Raw genomic sequence first — 15,311 nt, forward strand, 5'->3', positions numbered from 1 at the left:
CTGCCTCTCCTCTCCGAACCGGACGTGCACCTTTCAGCGCATCCGGCTCTCCGTTCAACTGCTGGCGAGCGCCATAGCCACTTCAGTAAAACGCGAGGTATACGTGCTCTTGGGCGCTGTCCTCAGATAGGGGTTACCCTCTGGAAGACGCCACAGGAACCGTTTCTTGCCCTGTCCAACAAGTCGGTGCAGGACGGCACCACAGAGGTTGCCATGATTCGTTTTACCGTACAGTACCCAGGTCTTGCTTTGACCGGGTGCCGGGCGCTTGAACCAGTGGCGCATCAGTGGCTTGATTCGAGAACGGTACTTGCGGCCCAGCCAGTGGGCCAGTTTCCAGAACACGACACCATCAATGTGACCGAATATTTTGGCCTTAAAATCAACGAACTTATAGAACGTCGACCAGCCTTTCAGTTTACGATTGATAGCTTCAACCATGTCGATTTTACTTTCACTATAATTGCCTGACAGCATGGCCGTCAGCGATGCCGCGAAGTTCTTAGCCTTCTCTCGAGGGACCGTCGAGACCACCCGCATATCACCGTAACGGCTGCGTTTACGGATGATTCGATGTCCCAGAAAGACAAAGCCGTCATTCACATGGGTAATCTTGGTTTTGTCCATGTTCAGTGTCAGCTTCAGCCTCCCTTCGAGCACGCTCCGGCACTCCTCCCGGATCGCTTCAGCTTGTGCTTTAGTCCCTTTGACAATGAGTACAAAGTCATCGGCATAACGACAGTAAGCAACAGCGGGTTTCCAGTGCCAATTCTCCCGGATGGCCGTACTTCGACCGATCTGGATACTGCGGTTCCAGTACAATCGGTCATTGCGGGCTTTCTTGCTCAGGTAGCGTCCATGCAGATACTGGTCAAACTCATGTAGCATGATATTCGACAACAGCGGCGATATAACGCCCCCTTGGGGTACCCCTTCGCTGGCAGCCCGAAAGAGTCCGGCATCAATGTGCCCAGCTTTGATAAAACGCCATAGCAGCACTAAGAACCGATTATCTTTGATTCTGCGCCGTACAGCCTTCATCAGGAGGCGATGATGCACGGTATCGAAGTAACTGGACAGGTCACCCTCTATGACCCAGCGCCCCCTTGTCGCGGTACTGTCTGTGAGCTGTAATTTCACAGTACGGATGGCATGGTGGACACTGCGTTCAGGTCGGAAACCATACGAGAGCGTATGAAAATCACTCTCCCAGATGGGTTCCATCGCCATGAGCATCGCTCGTTGAACGATGCGGTCTCTGAGGGTTGGGATGCCCAGTGGCCGTTGCGTACCATTGGCCTTGGGAATGTAAACCCGGCGGGCCGGTAGCGGTTGGTAGGCACCCGAGAGGAGCTCCCCCCGAAGTGTCTCCAGGATTTCTGGCAGCGTGGCAAGTAGCGTCGCTTTGCCCACCCCATCAACGCCAGGCGTATGTGCGCCTTTGGAAGACAGGGTAATACGGGCGGCTTCAGCCAACCAGCCAGGCTGTGCTATCAGGCGCAACAAACGGTCAACTCGTCGAGTGGGGTCCGCTGTCGTCCATGTGGCCAGCTTGCATTGCATTTCGCTGATTATCAAAGGTCTTCACCCTGTTAGGTCAGGTAGTTTGCTTGGCAAACACATTCAAACTGCTCCCCTTCGCCATGTAATGAGCTTTCCCCATCGCGGACTACTACGGAAGCTCCGTCAGTCAATGCGGCATCGGCGTCATGCCACCTTGGCATCCGACATTGACCTTCCCCGGTTCATCTATCTGGACTCAAACATGTTGAGGAGGCTGCCCATCGCACTCTTTATCCTTGCGTGCTGCAAGTTGACAGAAAGCAGCAGTCCCGTCTGTGATGGATTCTGCTGTCCCGGAACCCGTCATATTTGTACGGTTCCTTCGGTCGGCAGCGCTTACATGTCAAACTGCCTTCCCTTTCTGTACGGCTTATCAGATCACGTAAGCCGTGGTGACATTTCAACCCCCAGAGGCGGATGAATGGGTTCATGTTCTTCAGCCTTTCAACATTTAGCCTTGAGGATCATCTTGGCTTAGTGATCTCGCCTCAATCCCCGTTGTCAGCGGGTTACATCACCCTGCGGGCATACCGCAGGTCACTGCCGCTCAGGCTCACCACCGTCACAGTCGATGGGGTAACGCGAAAATTACTGTCCTGATATTTCCGCCTAACATTCCAGATAGACTCGTGGTTCGTTTAAGCATCCTTGCTCGCCCCGAACTCCGGGCACACTGTAGGTGATGTCGCCGACATAGGCCTGATCCGGCTTCTCAGCTGAGAAGTTGCGATTCAGAAGGTTCGGAGCGATCGGCTTGTCGTGCTTCGAGTTCGTGGTCGCTTTGAATTTTCGCCGTGTCTTGCACTCAAGGCCTTCTTCTTTCATCAATCGGGCAATCCGGCGACGGCTGACCGTCTCATCCGCTCCAGCCAGAGCCTGCTGGATACGTCGTGTTCCATAGGTTGCGCGGCTTACGTCGTGCTGTTCACGTATCTTGGCCTTCAACGCCTCGTCCTGCTGATCTCTTTGGCTGGGCGGCCTTGACCGCCACTCGTAATAGCCACTGCGGGATACCTCAAACACCCGGCACATCAGGGCAGTGTTGAACGCACCCTGTTGAGCCTCAATGAAGGCGTACCTCAGCGAGATTCCTTGGCGAAGAAGGCGGCCGCCTTTTTTAGCAGCTCACGCTCCTCTTTGAGTCGGGCATTATCTCGCCGCAGTTTTTTCAACTCATCATACAGATGCTGATCATCCACCTGGTTACCGGAACTGACATCCTGCTTACCGTGATACTTGCGGATCCAGGTATGCAGCGTGTTAACGTTGACACCGAGCTCTCTGGCGGTCTGGCTGATAGATTGATCCGACTCTACCGCCAGCTTGACGGCGGCTTCTCTGAACTCAGCTGTATAAGAATTGGTTTTGTTCTGATTCATGACACACACCTTTATGGGCAGGTGATCTTACCTGCGTCTGTGTGTCCGGGAAACTATAGCCACTTCATCCCTGCCCGGTGTTCCCCGGTGCCCTGTTCAGTCTGTGACAGGGTTGAACAGGGCGTTGAGTGTTCAATCATCTGTTCAATTGACTGTTCAGTCAACAGTGTTTTGAATATAAATGTTCGAAGTCGAACATTTATACTCATGAGGTGTTTTTGATTATTTTACTAATTATCGTTAAAAAACATATAGTTGTAATTTTATTTGGTACGTTTTTGTACTTTGGCACGATGTTCGCTTTCCTTTGTTCGTATTCGAAAAAGCTGTGAGCCGCAGAGTTCGCAGTGCACCGGCCGCCTGAGCAGGCAGCCATGACAATAAGAACAAGGGACGACACTATGTCGCTAACACTGGAAAACATCACACGGGTGGTGGATGGCGTGCCATTCATCAGCGATGCGAATATCAGCTTCGAACCCGGATCTTTCAATGTCCTGCTGGGCCACACCCTGGCCGGCAAAACCTCTCTGATGCGACTGATGGCCGGGCTCGATAAACCGACCCAGGGCCGAGTGCTGATGGACGGCGCCGATGTCACCGGCATGCCGGTGCAGCAGCGCAATGTCTCCATGGTTTACCAGCAGTTCATTAACTACCCCAACCTGACGGTACGGGAAAATATAGCCTCGCCACTGCGTTTGTCGAAAATGCCGGAATCCCAGATCAAAAAGCGTGTTGATGAAACGGCGGCCATGTTGCGCATCGATCCCTTTATGGATCGCCTGCCACTGGAACTCTCCGGCGGGCAGCAGCAGCGCACCGCCATGGCGCGGGCGCTGGTGAAGGATGCCAGCCTGATACTGTTTGACGAACCCCTGGTGAACCTGGATTACAAGCTGCGCGAAGAGCTGCGCATGGAGCTGCGTGAGCTGTTCAAGGAGCGTCGCTCCATCGCCATCTATGCCACCACCGAGCCCAACGAAGCGCTGGCGCTGGGGGGCACCACCACCCTGTTGCATGAGGGCCGTATTATTCAGTCGGGCCCGGTGAATGCTGTTTACCGTCAGCCGGTGAACGTGACCTCGGCGGCGCTGTTCAGCGAGCCGCCCATCAACCTGCTGGGCGGTCGCGTCTCCGAGACGGAAGTCACCTTCGATGAATACGCCCACTTTCCGCTCAACCAGGATCTGCGCGATCTGACACCCGGTGACTACAGCTTCGGTGTGCGCCCCAGCCATATCGGCCTGGTGCCGCGCAATGACGATGACCTGGAGCTGGCCATGCAGGTCGAGCTGGCGGAAATCAGTGGCTCCGAAACCTTCATGCACGTCAAGAACCGCCACTTTAGCCTGGTATTGCAGCTGTCGGGGGTACACGAATACCGCACCGATGCGCCGATCAAGGTGTATCTGCCAACCCACAAGCTGTTCGTGTTCGACAAGAGTGGCGCCATGCTGCAGGCACCGACGCGTCTGGTCCAGGGGGCTGCCAACCATGTGTGAAAAAAATCTGAAATCCTGTGCGGACAGCGCCACGAGGGCGCGAGTCGCTGCACGGCTATCGGCGACACCCGAAGTCCGCCCGGCGCAGGGGGTAGCTAACCATGGCTGAGATACACCTGAAATCACTCGCCCACAGCTACAGTGACAAACCCACAAGCCCTTCGGACTACGCGATTCGGGAAATGGACCATGTCTGGCACCAGGGTGGCGCCTATGCGCTGCTGGGCCCGTCCGGCTGCGGCAAGAGTACCCTGCTGAACATCATTTCCGGTCTGCTGGCACCGTCCGAGGGCGAGGTGCTGTTCGACAATGTGCGCGTCAATGAACTCTCTCCCAAGGATCGCAATATCGCCCAGGTGTTCCAGTTCCCGGTGATCTACGACTCCATGACGGTGTTCGACAACCTGGCCTTCCCGTTGCGCAATGCCAAGGTACCGGAGCCCAAGGTGCGGGCCAAGGTGAATGAAGTCGCCGAGATTCTGGAGCTGCACCCGGTGCTGCACAACAAGGCCAAGAACCTGACCGCCGACGAAAAGCAGAAGGTGTCCATGGGACGTGGCCTGGTGCGGGACGATGTCTCGGCCATCCTGTTCGATGAGCCCCTGACCGTGATCGACCCGCACCTGAAATGGAAGCTGCGCCGCAAGCTCAAGCAGATCCATGAGCAGTTCAATATCACCATGGTGTACGTGACCCACGACCAGCTGGAGGCCTCGACCTTCGCCGACAAGATTGCGGTGATGTACGGCGGCCAGATCGTGCAGTTCGGCACGCCGCGGGAGCTGTTCGAGTCGCCCAACCATACCTTCGTGGGCTTTTTTATCGGCAGTCCCGGCATGAACCTGATCGAGGTGCGCCGCTGTGAAGGCGGGGTCAGTTTCGATGGTTTCAAGGTGCCGCTCAGCGATGAGCTGAACGAGCACCTCGCACTGGTGCCCAGCGACAACCTCAAGATCGGTATCCGCCCCGAGTTCGTGCATATCTGGGATGGTCCCACCGATGATGCCTTCGAGGCCCAGGTGCAGCACACCGAAGACCTTGGCACCTACAAGATCGTCACCTTCGAGCTGGGCGGGCAGACGCTCAAGGCCCGCATGGATGAAGACCGCGAAGTGCCCAATGGTCGTGCCTATGTGAGTTTCCCGCAGCAGTGGCTGAAGCTCTATATCGATGAGTTCCTGTTTGAGGAGCAAGCCCGATGATCATCAAGACTGAAAACAACAAAGCCTGGTGGCTGGTACTGCCGGTGTTCCTGCTGGTGGCCTTTTCGGCGGTCATTCCGCTGATGACCGTGGTGAACTACTCGGTGCAGGACATTTTTGACCAGAACAATGCCTACTTCGTGGGTGTGGACTGGTACCGCGAAGTGCTGCGCGACCCGCGCCTGCATGATTCGCTGCTGCGCCAGTTCATCTATTCGTTCTCGGTGCTGGCCATCGAGATTCCGCTCGGTATCGGCGTCGCACTGATGATGCCCACCCAGGGCCGCATGGGCTCGCTGTGCCTGATTCTGCTGGCCATACCGCTGCTGATTCCCTGGAACGTGGTGGGCACCATCTGGCAGATCTTTGGTCGCGCGGACATAGGCCTGTTCGGCTGGGCACTGAATGCCATGGGAATCGATTACAACTACGCCTCCAATACGGGCGATGCCTGGGCCACCGTGCTGCTGATGGATGTCTGGCACTGGACCTCCCTGGTGGCACTGCTGTGCTACTCGGGCCTGCGGGCCATTCCGGAGGCCTTCTACCAGGCGGCCGAGATTGACCGGGCGTCCAAGTGGGCAGTGTTCCGCTACATCCAGCTGCCGCGCCTCAAGAGCGTGCTGGTGATCGGTATTCTGCTGCGCTTCATGGACAGCTTCATGATCTATACCGAGCCCTTTGTGCTCACAGGCGGTGGCCCTGGCAACTCGACCACCTTCCTCAGCCAGACCCTGACCAAGATGGCCATCGGCCAGTTTGACCTCGGGCCGGCGGCGGCATTCTCGCTGATTTACTTCCTGATCGTGTTGCTGGTGTCCTGGCTGTTCTTCACGACCATCACCTATATGGACAAGGCGAAGTGAGGCCCGAATCATGAACATGACCAAACGCAAAATCGTCGGCATCACGCTCTATATACTGTTCCTGCTGGTGCCCATCTACTGGCTCATCAATATGTCATTCAAGACCAATGAAGAAATTCTGGGGTCTTTGAGCCTGTGGCCGAGCAACTTCACCTTCGACAACTACCTGGTGATCTTCACCGATGCCACCTGGTACTCGGGCTATATCAACTCCATCATCTATGTATCGATGAACGTAGTGATCACCCTGCTGGTGGCCTTGCCCGCGGCCTACGCTTTCAGCCGCTACCGCTTTGTCGGCGACAAGCACCTGTTCTTCTGGCTGCTGACCAACCGCATGGCGCCGCCCGCGGTCTTCCTGCTGCCGTTCTTCCAGCTGTACTCGTCCGTGGGGCTGTTCGACACCCATATAGCCGTGGCGCTGGCGCACTGCCTGTTCAACGTGCCCCTGGCGGTCTGGATCCTGGAAGGTTTCATGTCCGGCGTGCCGCGGGAAATCGATGAAACCGCCTATATCGACGGTTACAGCTTTCCGCGCTTCTTTGCCCGTATTTTCCTGCCCATGATCCGTTCGGGTATCGGTGTGACGGCCTTCTTCGCCTTCATGTTCTCCTGGGTCGAGCTGTTGCTGGCGCGCACCCTGACATCGGTGGAAGCCAAGCCCATCGCCGCCATCATGACGCGCACCGTGGGGGCCACCGGGGTCGACTGGGGAGTACTGGCCGCGGCCGGTGTGCTCACCATACTGCCGGGTCTGCTGGTGATCTGGTTTGTACGCAACCATGTAGCCAAGGGCTTTGCCCTGGGCCGGGTATAAGGAGACGAATAATGATTAGCTGGATGGCCTGGACCTTACCGGTCGCAATATTCTTCACCACCATTGGCATCATCCTGGTCTGCATGACGGCCTACGAACTGTACTCGCCCTGTGTCGAGCGCAAGGGCTTTCTGCCGATCGCCACCACCCGCGGGGACAGGCTCTTTATCGGCCTGCTGGTGAGCGCCTACTTCCACCTGGTGTATGTCGGCCTGACCGACATGGCGCTGTGGCTGCCACTGGGGATTTCCGTGATCTGGCTGGCGATCGTGCTGCGCTGGGGCTGAAACCCAAGCTGCAAGGGTGTTTTACACAAGACTGCTTAACCCAAGCCCCGGTGCGGCTGCAGAGTCGCACCGGTAATAAGAAAGACAGGCGGATCAAGGTGACATGGCGTTGCCGCGACCACCTGAAATGCAATCAACTCCAATGAGGTTGACGATGATCAAGAATAATAAATTGCCACAGGCGCTGCTGCTGCGTGTTGCCATTGCCGCCGCGACCCTGGGCGTCAGTGTACAAACCTATGCGGACCAGTATCTGGATGCTGCCAACAAGTGGGCCGCCGAGGAGTTCGACACCTCGACCCTGACGCCGGAGCAGCAGATTACCGAAATGCAGTGGTTCACCGAAGCGGCCAAGCCGTTCCGCGGCATGACCATCAATGTGGCATCCGAAACCATTGCTACCCACGAATACGAGGCCAAGGTGCTGGCCAAGGCGTTTGAAGAGATTACCGGCATCAAGGTTAACCATGACCTGATCCAGGAAGGGGATGTGGTGGAAAAACTGCAGACCCAGATGCAGTCCGACCGCAATATCTACGATGCCTACATCAACGATTCCGACCTGATCGGCACCCACTTTCGCTACGGCAAGGTGGTGCCCATTTCCGATATGATCGAAGGCGATGGCAAGGACTTCACCCTGCCGACCCTGGACCTGCCGGACTTCATCGGTCTGGACTTCACCACAGGCCCCGATGGCAAACTGTACCAGTTGCCGGATCAGCAGTTCGCCAACCTCTACTGGTTCCGTGCCGACTGGTTCGCCCGTGACGATCTGAAAGCCAAGTTCAAGGACATCTACGGTTACGAGCTGGGCGTGCCGAAAAACTGGTCCGCCTATGAGGATATCGCCGAGTTCTTCAGCGAGAAGGTCAAGCAGATCGACGGCGAGACTGTCTACGGTCACATGGACTACGGCAAGAAGGATCCGTCCCTGGGCTGGCGCTTTACCGATGCCTGGTTCTCCATGGCCGGTGCCGGCGACAAGGGCCTGCCCAACGGTCTGCCCGTGGATGAGTGGGGCATCCGGGTAGAAGGCTGCAGCCCGGTGGGCTCCAGCGTCGAGCGCGGCGGCGCCACCAATGGCCCGGCGGCGGTGTACGCCACCACCAAGTACGTTGAGTGGCTGCGCAAGTATGCCCCGCCGGAAGCTCAGGGCATGACCTTCTCTGAAGCCGGCCCCGTGCCCGCCCAGGGCGGCGTGGCGCAGCAGATCTTCTGGTACACCGCCTTTACCTCCAGCATGACCGAGAAGGGGCTGCCGGTGGTAAACGAAGACGGCACGCCCAAGTGGCGCATGGCGCCGTCTCCCAAGGGACCTTACTGGGAAGAGGGCATGAAGCTGGGGTATCAGGACACAGGTTCCTGGACCTTCCTCAAGTCCACCCCGGAAAAACAGCGCCTGGCGGCCTGGCTCTATGCCCAGTTCACCGTGTCCAAAACCGTCTCGCTGAAGAAGACCCTGGTGGGCCTGACGCCGATCCGCGAGTCTGACATCAACTCCGATGCCATGACCGCAGCGGCACCCATGCTCGGCGGCCTGGTCGAGTTCTACCGCAGCCCGGCCCGCACCCAGTGGACGCCCACGGGCACCAACGTGCCGGATTACCCGAAGCTGGCACAGCTGTGGTGGCAGTACATTGCGGAAGCCGCCAGCGGCGAGAAATCGCCACAGGAATCCCTCGATGGCCTGGCCGCCGCCCAGGACAAGGTACTGCAGCGTCTTGAGCGGGCCGGTGTGCAGGGCGAGTGCGGTCCCAAGCTGAATGAACCGCGCGAAGCCAGCTACTGGCTGGAACAGCCGGGTGCGCCCAAGGCGAAACTGGCCAACGAGAAACCCCAGGGTGAAACCGTGCCCTACGACGAGTTGCTGAAAAGCTGGGAAGCCGGCCGCAAGGGGTAGGAGCCTGTCGGACTTAACACTAATCTACTGCGGAAAAGTCGATTTTGGTCATTTTTTTGCGCTCTTTCTCGTTGAATAGAACCACTATTCGCCTTAAAAGAGCTCAAAATCTGCCTCAAAACGACCTTTTCCTCGCTACGATTGGTTAGGCCCGAAAGGCTCCAAGGCTTCTGCGCTGAACATCAGTGAAGCCGGCCGGCTGTCCCTTGGGGGCAGCCGGCTTTTTTGCTTTGATGTTATGGTGCATAGCGAATCCGCCGCGGTGGTCGGCATGGACAAGGGAGTGGGATATGAGCAGTACAGAGTCGGAATCAAGCAAAATGGGCGCAGGTCTTGCGGGCATTGCGTCCTTTGGGGTGGCGGCATTGCCGCGCATTATTTTTGGCCCCGGCAGTTTTGATCGCCTGGCGGCTGAACTGGCGAATCTGGGTACGCGGGTATTGGTCGTCACCGGGGGGCAGTCCTTTACCGGCACTGAGCGCTGGGCGCGGTTACAGGGTCAATTGCAGGCGGCGGGGGTGGCCTGGGTGCAGGTCTCCATTGCCGGTGAGCCCAGCCCCGAACAGGTGGATGAGGTGGTCAGCCACTACGGTGACTATGGCATTGATATGGTGCTGGGGATTGGCGGCGGCAGTGCGCTGGATGCGGCCAAGGCCATCGCCGGCCTTTTACCGGTGCAGCATTCGGTGATGGAGTATCTGGAGGGCGTTGGGCCGGAATTGCCCTATCGGGGCCCGAGCCTGCCGCTGGTGGCGGTGCCGACAACCGCCGGCACCGGCAGTGAAATGACCAAGAACGCGGTGCTGACGCGCCATGGCGTCGGCGGCTTCAAGAAATCCTTCCGTGATGAAAAACTGCTGCCGCGCATCGCGCTGGTGGATCCGGATCTGCTGCACAGCTGTCCGCCCCAGGTATTGCTGGCCAATGCCATGGATGCCTTCACCCAGCTGCTGGAGGCCTATGTATCGACCCGTGCCAGCGCTTTTACCGATGCCCTGGCTCAAAGCGGTATCCAGGCCTTTGCGGCGAGCTTTGATCCTGGCGCTGCAACGCCGGTGAAGGACTACAGCCAGCTGGCCTATGCCGCCATGCTGTCCGGTATCTGTCTGGCCCAGGCCGGGCTGGGGTCGGTACACGGCATGGCCTCGCCGCTGGGGGCCTACTTTCCCATTCCCCATGGCGTGGCCTGCGGTACCTTGCTGGCGATGGCCACGGCGATGAACATAGCGGCGCTGCGTGAACGCATGCCGCAAAGTCCTGCGCTGGCAAAATACGCCCAGGTGGCGGGCTGGCTGGGCGCAGAAGAAGACAGCATCGAGGCTGGATCTGATGCGCTGGTGGGTTTGCTCGACAGCTGGATTGAGGAATCTGAGTTGCCCCGGTTGTCGGTCTTTGGCATGACCGAAGCCGATCTGCCCCGGGTGATCGCCGGTAGCGGCGGCAACAGCATGAAAACCAACCCGCTGGTACTGAGCGACCATGAAATCCGCCAGGTACTGCTGGCGCGGCTTTAGTCGAACCGGCTGGGTTAGCGGTCGGGTCTCGGGTCTAGCCGCAGGCGGATATGGGTGGCAATGGGGAGGTGGTCTGACAGGCGCTCATCCAGCACCCTGGCATCGATGACATCGATCCTGGGTGTTGCCAGCACATGATCGAGCGAGCGCTTGGGGCGCCAGCTCGGGAAGGTTTCACCATTGTGCAGCGTGCGCAGGGCCGCATCGCGGATACCGGGATGGGCATGGAGTTCCGGCAGATCGCAGTTGAGATCACCCAGCAGCAGGGTGTCGTTGTCACGGCCGATCAGCTCGGCGAGAAAATGCAGCTGGCGGGCCCGGGTCTGACGGCCCAGGGCCAGGTGCGCAATGATCAGGCGCAGGGGCGCGTAGCCCGGTGGCCGCACTTCCACCTCCAGGGCGCCCCGCCCCGGCAAGCGCCCTGGCAGGGGATGAAATTGTATTTCCCGCAATGGCCAGCGCGACAGGCAGCCCAGGCAATGGCGGGCAAAGGGCGCCAGATCCCGGGTAATGGCGGCGTGCCAGTACGGGAAGCCGGCGCGTTCTGCCAGATGAGCTACCTGATTCAGCTGGGCCGTACGCAGGCTGCCGGCATCGCACTCCTGCAGTGCGACCACGTCGAAGTGGCAGGCCAGCTCCGCGATGCGTTCCAGGTTGTTACGTGCACCCCGTGTCGGCAGCAGATGCTTCCAGGACCTGGTTACATAGTGCATATAGCTCGAGGTTTGCAGGCCGACCTGAATATTCAGCGTCAGTATGCGCATCTGGCCGTCGCGGCGCTGAAATGGGAAAACCGGGGAATTAGGCATGTCACGCTCAAGTATGCGTTGCCCCCGGCAAAGCGCAAGGCGGATTCCGTCTGGGTTCTGTGTTCTTGTTGGGCGCTGTGCTCAAGGGTGGTTGCCAAGGGCAGGGCAGAGCCCGATACTGGCCGCTGCCATAGCACCTGGCCGCGGAGTTTTCAGTCGCTCATCAGAACCAGGAAGGTTCAGGAAGGTTTATGTCAGTGTCAGATCCGTCTTCTGTGATGCCCCCCGCATCAGCCTTCAATGCCAATGTGATTCTGCTGTCGCTGTGTCAGGCGCTGCTCAATACCGGCAATATCCTGTTGGTGTCGGTAAATGCCCTGATTGGCAAGGAGCTGGCGCCATCGGTGGTGCTGATCACCCTGCCCATGGCGATGCAGTTTATCGGTCTGATGGCGGCGACGATTCCGGCCTCGCTGATCATGCAGCGCATTGGCCGCAAGAACGGCTTTTATCTGGGCAACCTGATCGGCCTGCTGGGGGCTGCCTGCAGTGCTATTGCGCTTGTTGAAACCAGCTTCTGGGCCTTCAACCTCGGTACCTTACTGCTGGGTATAGGTATCGGTTTTGGCATGCTCTATCGTTTTGCCGCCATAGAAGCGGCGCCGCCTGGGCAGCAGAGCCGGGCCATTTCCCTGGTCATGGCCGGCGGTGTGCTGGCGGCGGTGCTGGGACCGAACCTCGCCATTCACAGCCGTGTCTGGTTTACCGATACCCCTTTTCTGGGGGGCTTTATCGGGCTCCTCGGGCTCTATTGCCTGGCGCTCGTGTTGTTGCGCTCAGTGCGCCTGGGGGCGCTGTCGATTCATCAGTCGAATGATGCATCGCGGCCGCTGGGCGCTATCATGCGTCAGCCGGTGTTTGTGATATCGGTGGTGGCGGGCATGGTCGGCTATGCGGTGATGAACCTGTTGATGAGTGCCACGCCCCTGGCCATGATTCGCCAGGGTTTCAGCTTCGATGACTCGGCTCACGTCATTCAGTGGCATGTGCTGGGGATGTTTGTGCCGGCATTCTTTACCGGGCGTCTGGTGGAGCGTTTTGGCGCTCCAGCGATGATGCTGGTCGGCGGCGCACTGATGTTGCTCTGTATCCTGGTGAACCTGCTGGGCCAGAGCCACTGGCACTTCTGGCTGGCGCTGGTGCTGCTGGGAACCGGCTGGTGTTTTATGTTTGTCAGCGCGACCTCCTTTCTGACCGGTGCCTACAGGCCCGCCGAAAAGGCCCGTACCCAGGCGGCCAACGAGTTTCTGGTGTTCAGCAGCGTGGCGCTGTCGGCCCTGGGGGCCGGCTGGCTCGAGGCATCCCTTGGCTGGGTGATGATGAACTGGCTGATGCTGCCGGTGGTGCTCGCGGCCATGGCGCTGATCGCCGGTCTGACCCGATGCCGGCAGGCTGCAGACTGAGCGCAAGGGATAAAAGCAGGTACAAGGTGCAAGGGTAAGAGCAGGATCGAGGGTGGCAAGCAAGGGAGTAGCGTCCGCCTGGATTTCACATGGCACTCACAGACAGGCGCTTATGCTCTGGTCGCATAGTCCTGCTGCCATGAGTGTGTGTTGCCATGAATACCCCCTTGCGAGTATCCCGCCTGAAAGGCCTGCAGCTGACGCTGTCCAGTGGCCAGTTTCGGCTCTTGCTCTGTGCCGTACTGGCGCTCTTCTATAACGGTCCCCTGTGGCAGCTGATATCGGCGCAGCCGGCATCCAGTCAGATTGCGGGCTGGCTGTTCATGGCGGCCTTTTTCAGCTTCATGGTGGCGGTGCTGCAATTTTGCCTGACCCTGGTTGGTTTTCGTCAGGTTCTCAAGCCCCTGGCCATCTTTATTCTGTTCAGTGCCAGTGCGGTGTCCTATTTCATGCACAGCTACGGCATTCTGGTGGATCGCAGCATGGTGCAGAACCTGTTCGAAACCGATACCGCCGAAGCCTCCGAGCTGCTCAATGCCGGCCTGATACTGCATCTGCTGCTGACCGGCGTGCTGCCGGCGCTGCTGGCCATGAGCATTCGCATTCGTTACCGGCCGGTATTTGCCGAGCTCAGGGGGCGGGCGGCGGCGCTGTTTCTGTGCCTGATGGTGATAGGTGCCAACGGTGTGCTCTTCTACAAGGACTATTCATCGCTGTTTCGCAATAACCGCCAGATCCGCAATCTGGCGGTGCCCTCCAATTATCTCTACTACGGTACCCGTTACCTCATGGGCGCCTATGATCCGGTGAATGTGCCGTTGCAGCAGCTGGGGAAAGATGCCCGCCAGGTGGCTGACCCCATCGAGGATGGCAAGCGCAAGCTGCTGGTGCTGGTGGTGGGCGAAACCGCCCGTGCAATGAACTTTGGCCTCAACGGTTACGCCCGTGATACCAATCCGCAGCTCAACGCCCTGCCGGTGGTGAGTTTCCAGGAGGCCGCCTCCTGCGGCACCAGTACGGCGGAGTCCCTGCCGTGCATGTTTTCCCTCAACGGCCGGGATGGATACGACAAGGCGGCGGAACGTCACCGCGAAAACCTGCTGGATGTATTGCAGCATGCGGGCGTCAAGGTGCTCTGGCGGGACAATAATTCCGGCTGCAAGGGTGTCTGTGATCGGGTGGAAAGCCAGGAAACCGCCGTGTTTGAGTTGCCGGAGTTCTGTGTGGCACAGGAGTGTTACGACGAAGGCATGCTCAATGCGCTGGATGACTATCTGGAAAGTACGACAGGGGATGCGGTCATAGTGCTGCATCAGAAGGGCAGTCATGGCCCGGCCTATTATCTGCGCTATCCGCAGCAGTTCGAGACGTTTACGCCTGTATGCCGCAGTACCCAACTGCAGTCGTGCAGCGAGACCGAAATTCGCAATGCCTACGACAACAGCATTCTCTATACGGACTACTTTCTGAGCCGCGTCATTGGCTTCCTCAAAAGCGAACAGCAGGGCTACGATACCGCCATGCTGTACATGTCTGACCACGGCGAATCCCTGGGGGAGGGCAATATCTACCTGCATGGCATGCCCTATATGTTTGCGCCGCAGGAGCAGACCCATGTGCCCTTTATGGCCTGGCTGTCCGATGGCATGCAGCAGCGCACCGGGCTGGATTCCCGTTGCCTGGGGGCAAAGCGTACTCAGGCCCTGAGTCACGACAACCTGGCACACTCGGTGTTGGGGCTGATGGGGGTTGCAACGTCGGTGTACCAGCCTGGGCTGGATATCTTTGACGGTTGCCGTCAGCCGCTGCCTAGAGGTACGGTGCAGCAGCAGACAGAGCCGGTTATGGATCAGCTCCAGGAGCAGCATCCGAGTCAGGGACCAGCCTGAGCTGTCTCGTATAGGTTAAACGCATGAATCCCATGGCATGAAATCCAGGGTATGAATAACAACCTAATAGCCCCGGCCGGGAGACTGGTCGGGGCTTCTGCGTTTTGGGGCGGGCACTGTCGGCTGGGGTTGCTTGCTCTGAGGCTTTGGCGGCCTTAGGAAATCATTCAGATG

The 15,311-nt window shown here is 58.5% G+C and carries 13 protein-coding genes; 9 read left to right on the forward strand and 4 right to left on the reverse strand.

The genetic code is table 11. The features are described from left to right. Window positions 1-54: 54 nt before the first annotated feature. From ltrA to A8C75_RS07015, 3 genes are all read right to left on the reverse strand, one after another. The gene (gene ltrA / locus A8C75_RS07005) at window positions 55-1,578 is read right to left on the reverse strand and encodes a group II intron reverse transcriptase/maturase (protein WP_067379935.1); all 1,524 of its coding nucleotides are present in this window, start codon (window positions 1,576-1,578) and stop codon (window positions 55-57) included. A 594-nt stretch (window positions 1,579-2,172) separates the two neighbouring features. Further along, complete coding sequence (locus A8C75_RS07010; protein ID WP_157890233.1) at window positions 2,173-2,508, reverse strand: IS3 family transposase; 336 nt, start codon at window positions 2,506-2,508, stop codon at window positions 2,173-2,175. A 134-nt stretch (window positions 2,509-2,642) separates the two neighbouring features. Beyond that, complete coding sequence (locus A8C75_RS07015) at window positions 2,643-2,942, reverse strand: transposase (protein WP_067379942.1); 300 nt, start codon at window positions 2,940-2,942, stop codon at window positions 2,643-2,645. Between the two features lie 401 nt (window positions 2,943-3,343). Between A8C75_RS07015 and A8C75_RS07020 the strand changes: the two genes are divergently transcribed. The 7 genes from A8C75_RS07020 to A8C75_RS07050 all read left to right on the forward strand — a co-directional run bounded on the left by A8C75_RS07020 (window position 3,344) and on the right by A8C75_RS07050 (window position 11,036). Then, window positions 3,344-4,447 carry an ABC transporter ATP-binding protein gene (locus tag A8C75_RS07020; RefSeq protein WP_067379945.1) on the forward strand — a complete coding sequence of 368 codons (1,104 nt, stop codon included), beginning with the start codon at window positions 3,344-3,346 and terminating at the stop codon, window positions 4,445-4,447. A gap of 101 nt (window positions 4,448-4,548) precedes the next feature. Beyond that, on the forward strand, window positions 4,549-5,649 hold the full coding sequence (locus A8C75_RS07025) for an ABC transporter ATP-binding protein (protein ID WP_067379949.1): 1,101 nt from the start codon (window positions 4,549-4,551) through the stop codon (window positions 5,647-5,649). Continuing rightward, window positions 5,649-6,515 (forward strand): carbohydrate ABC transporter permease, encoded by an 867-nt coding sequence (locus tag A8C75_RS07030; RefSeq protein ID WP_227820008.1) that lies wholly within the window; start codon window positions 5,649-5,651, stop codon window positions 6,513-6,515. Before A8C75_RS07025 ends, A8C75_RS07030 begins: the two co-directional genes overlap by 1 nt. Before the next feature lie 10 nt (window positions 6,516-6,525). Beyond that, window positions 6,526-7,332 (forward strand): carbohydrate ABC transporter permease, encoded by an 807-nt coding sequence (locus A8C75_RS07035; RefSeq protein ID WP_067379953.1) that lies wholly within the window; start codon window positions 6,526-6,528, stop codon window positions 7,330-7,332. A gap of 14 nt (window positions 7,333-7,346) precedes the next feature. After that, window positions 7,347-7,619, forward strand: coding sequence for a DUF2160 domain-containing protein (locus tag A8C75_RS07040; protein WP_067387057.1), 273 nt, complete (start codon window positions 7,347-7,349; stop codon window positions 7,617-7,619). Between the two features lie 154 nt (window positions 7,620-7,773). Beyond that, complete coding sequence (locus tag A8C75_RS07045; protein WP_067379957.1) at window positions 7,774-9,522, forward strand: ABC transporter substrate-binding protein; 1,749 nt, start codon at window positions 7,774-7,776, stop codon at window positions 9,520-9,522. 290 nt (window positions 9,523-9,812) lie between these two features. Continuing rightward, window positions 9,813-11,036 (forward strand): iron-containing alcohol dehydrogenase, encoded by a 1,224-nt coding sequence (locus tag A8C75_RS07050; RefSeq protein WP_067379960.1) that lies wholly within the window; start codon window positions 9,813-9,815, stop codon window positions 11,034-11,036. A gap of 14 nt (window positions 11,037-11,050) precedes the next feature. On the opposite strand, the gene A8C75_RS07055 is transcribed toward A8C75_RS07050, so the two are convergent. Next, on the reverse strand, window positions 11,051-11,845 hold the full coding sequence (locus A8C75_RS07055; RefSeq protein WP_067379962.1) for an endonuclease/exonuclease/phosphatase family protein: 795 nt from the start codon (window positions 11,843-11,845) through the stop codon (window positions 11,051-11,053). 191 nt (window positions 11,846-12,036) lie between these two features. Between A8C75_RS07055 and A8C75_RS07060 the strand changes: the two genes are divergently transcribed. After that, the gene (locus A8C75_RS07060; RefSeq protein ID WP_084783839.1) at window positions 12,037-13,248 is read left to right on the forward strand and encodes an MFS transporter; all 1,212 of its coding nucleotides are present in this window, start codon (window positions 12,037-12,039) and stop codon (window positions 13,246-13,248) included. 155 nt (window positions 13,249-13,403) lie between these two features. Further along, window positions 13,404-15,137, forward strand: a complete 1,734-nt coding sequence (locus A8C75_RS07065) for a phosphoethanolamine transferase (RefSeq protein ID WP_067379968.1) — start codon at window positions 13,404-13,406, stop codon at window positions 15,135-15,137. Window positions 15,138-15,311 lie beyond the last annotated feature (174 nt).

The sequence above is a fragment of the Marinobacterium aestuarii genome (assembly GCF_001651805.1).
GTDB lineage: Bacteria > Pseudomonadota > Gammaproteobacteria > Pseudomonadales > Balneatricaceae > Marinobacterium_A > Marinobacterium_A aestuarii.

Coding starts and splice junctions, on each gene's coding strand:
- A8C75_RS07045 (WP_067379957.1), top strand. CDS start 7,774: ATGATCAAGAATAATAAATTGCCACAGGCGCTGCTGCTGCGTGTTGCC.
- A8C75_RS07050 (WP_067379960.1), top strand. CDS start 9,813: ATGAGCAGTACAGAGTCGGAATCAAGCAAAATGGGCGCAGGTCTTGCG.
- A8C75_RS07035 (WP_067379953.1), top strand. CDS start 6,526: ATGAACATGACCAAACGCAAAATCGTCGGCATCACGCTCTATATACTG.
- A8C75_RS07060 (WP_084783839.1), top strand. CDS start 12,037: ATGTCAGTGTCAGATCCGTCTTCTGTGATGCCCCCCGCATCAGCCTTC.
- A8C75_RS07025 (WP_067379949.1), top strand. CDS start 4,549: ATGGCTGAGATACACCTGAAATCACTCGCCCACAGCTACAGTGACAAA.
- A8C75_RS07065 (WP_067379968.1), top strand. CDS start 13,404: ATGAATACCCCCTTGCGAGTATCCCGCCTGAAAGGCCTGCAGCTGACG.
- A8C75_RS07055 (WP_067379962.1), bottom strand. CDS start 11,845: ATGCCTAATTCCCCGGTTTTCCCATTTCAGCGCCGCGACGGCCAGATG.
- A8C75_RS07020 (WP_067379945.1), top strand. CDS start 3,344: ATGTCGCTAACACTGGAAAACATCACACGGGTGGTGGATGGCGTGCCA.
- A8C75_RS07015 (WP_067379942.1), bottom strand. CDS start 2,942: ATGAATCAGAACAAAACCAATTCTTATACAGCTGAGTTCAGAGAAGCC.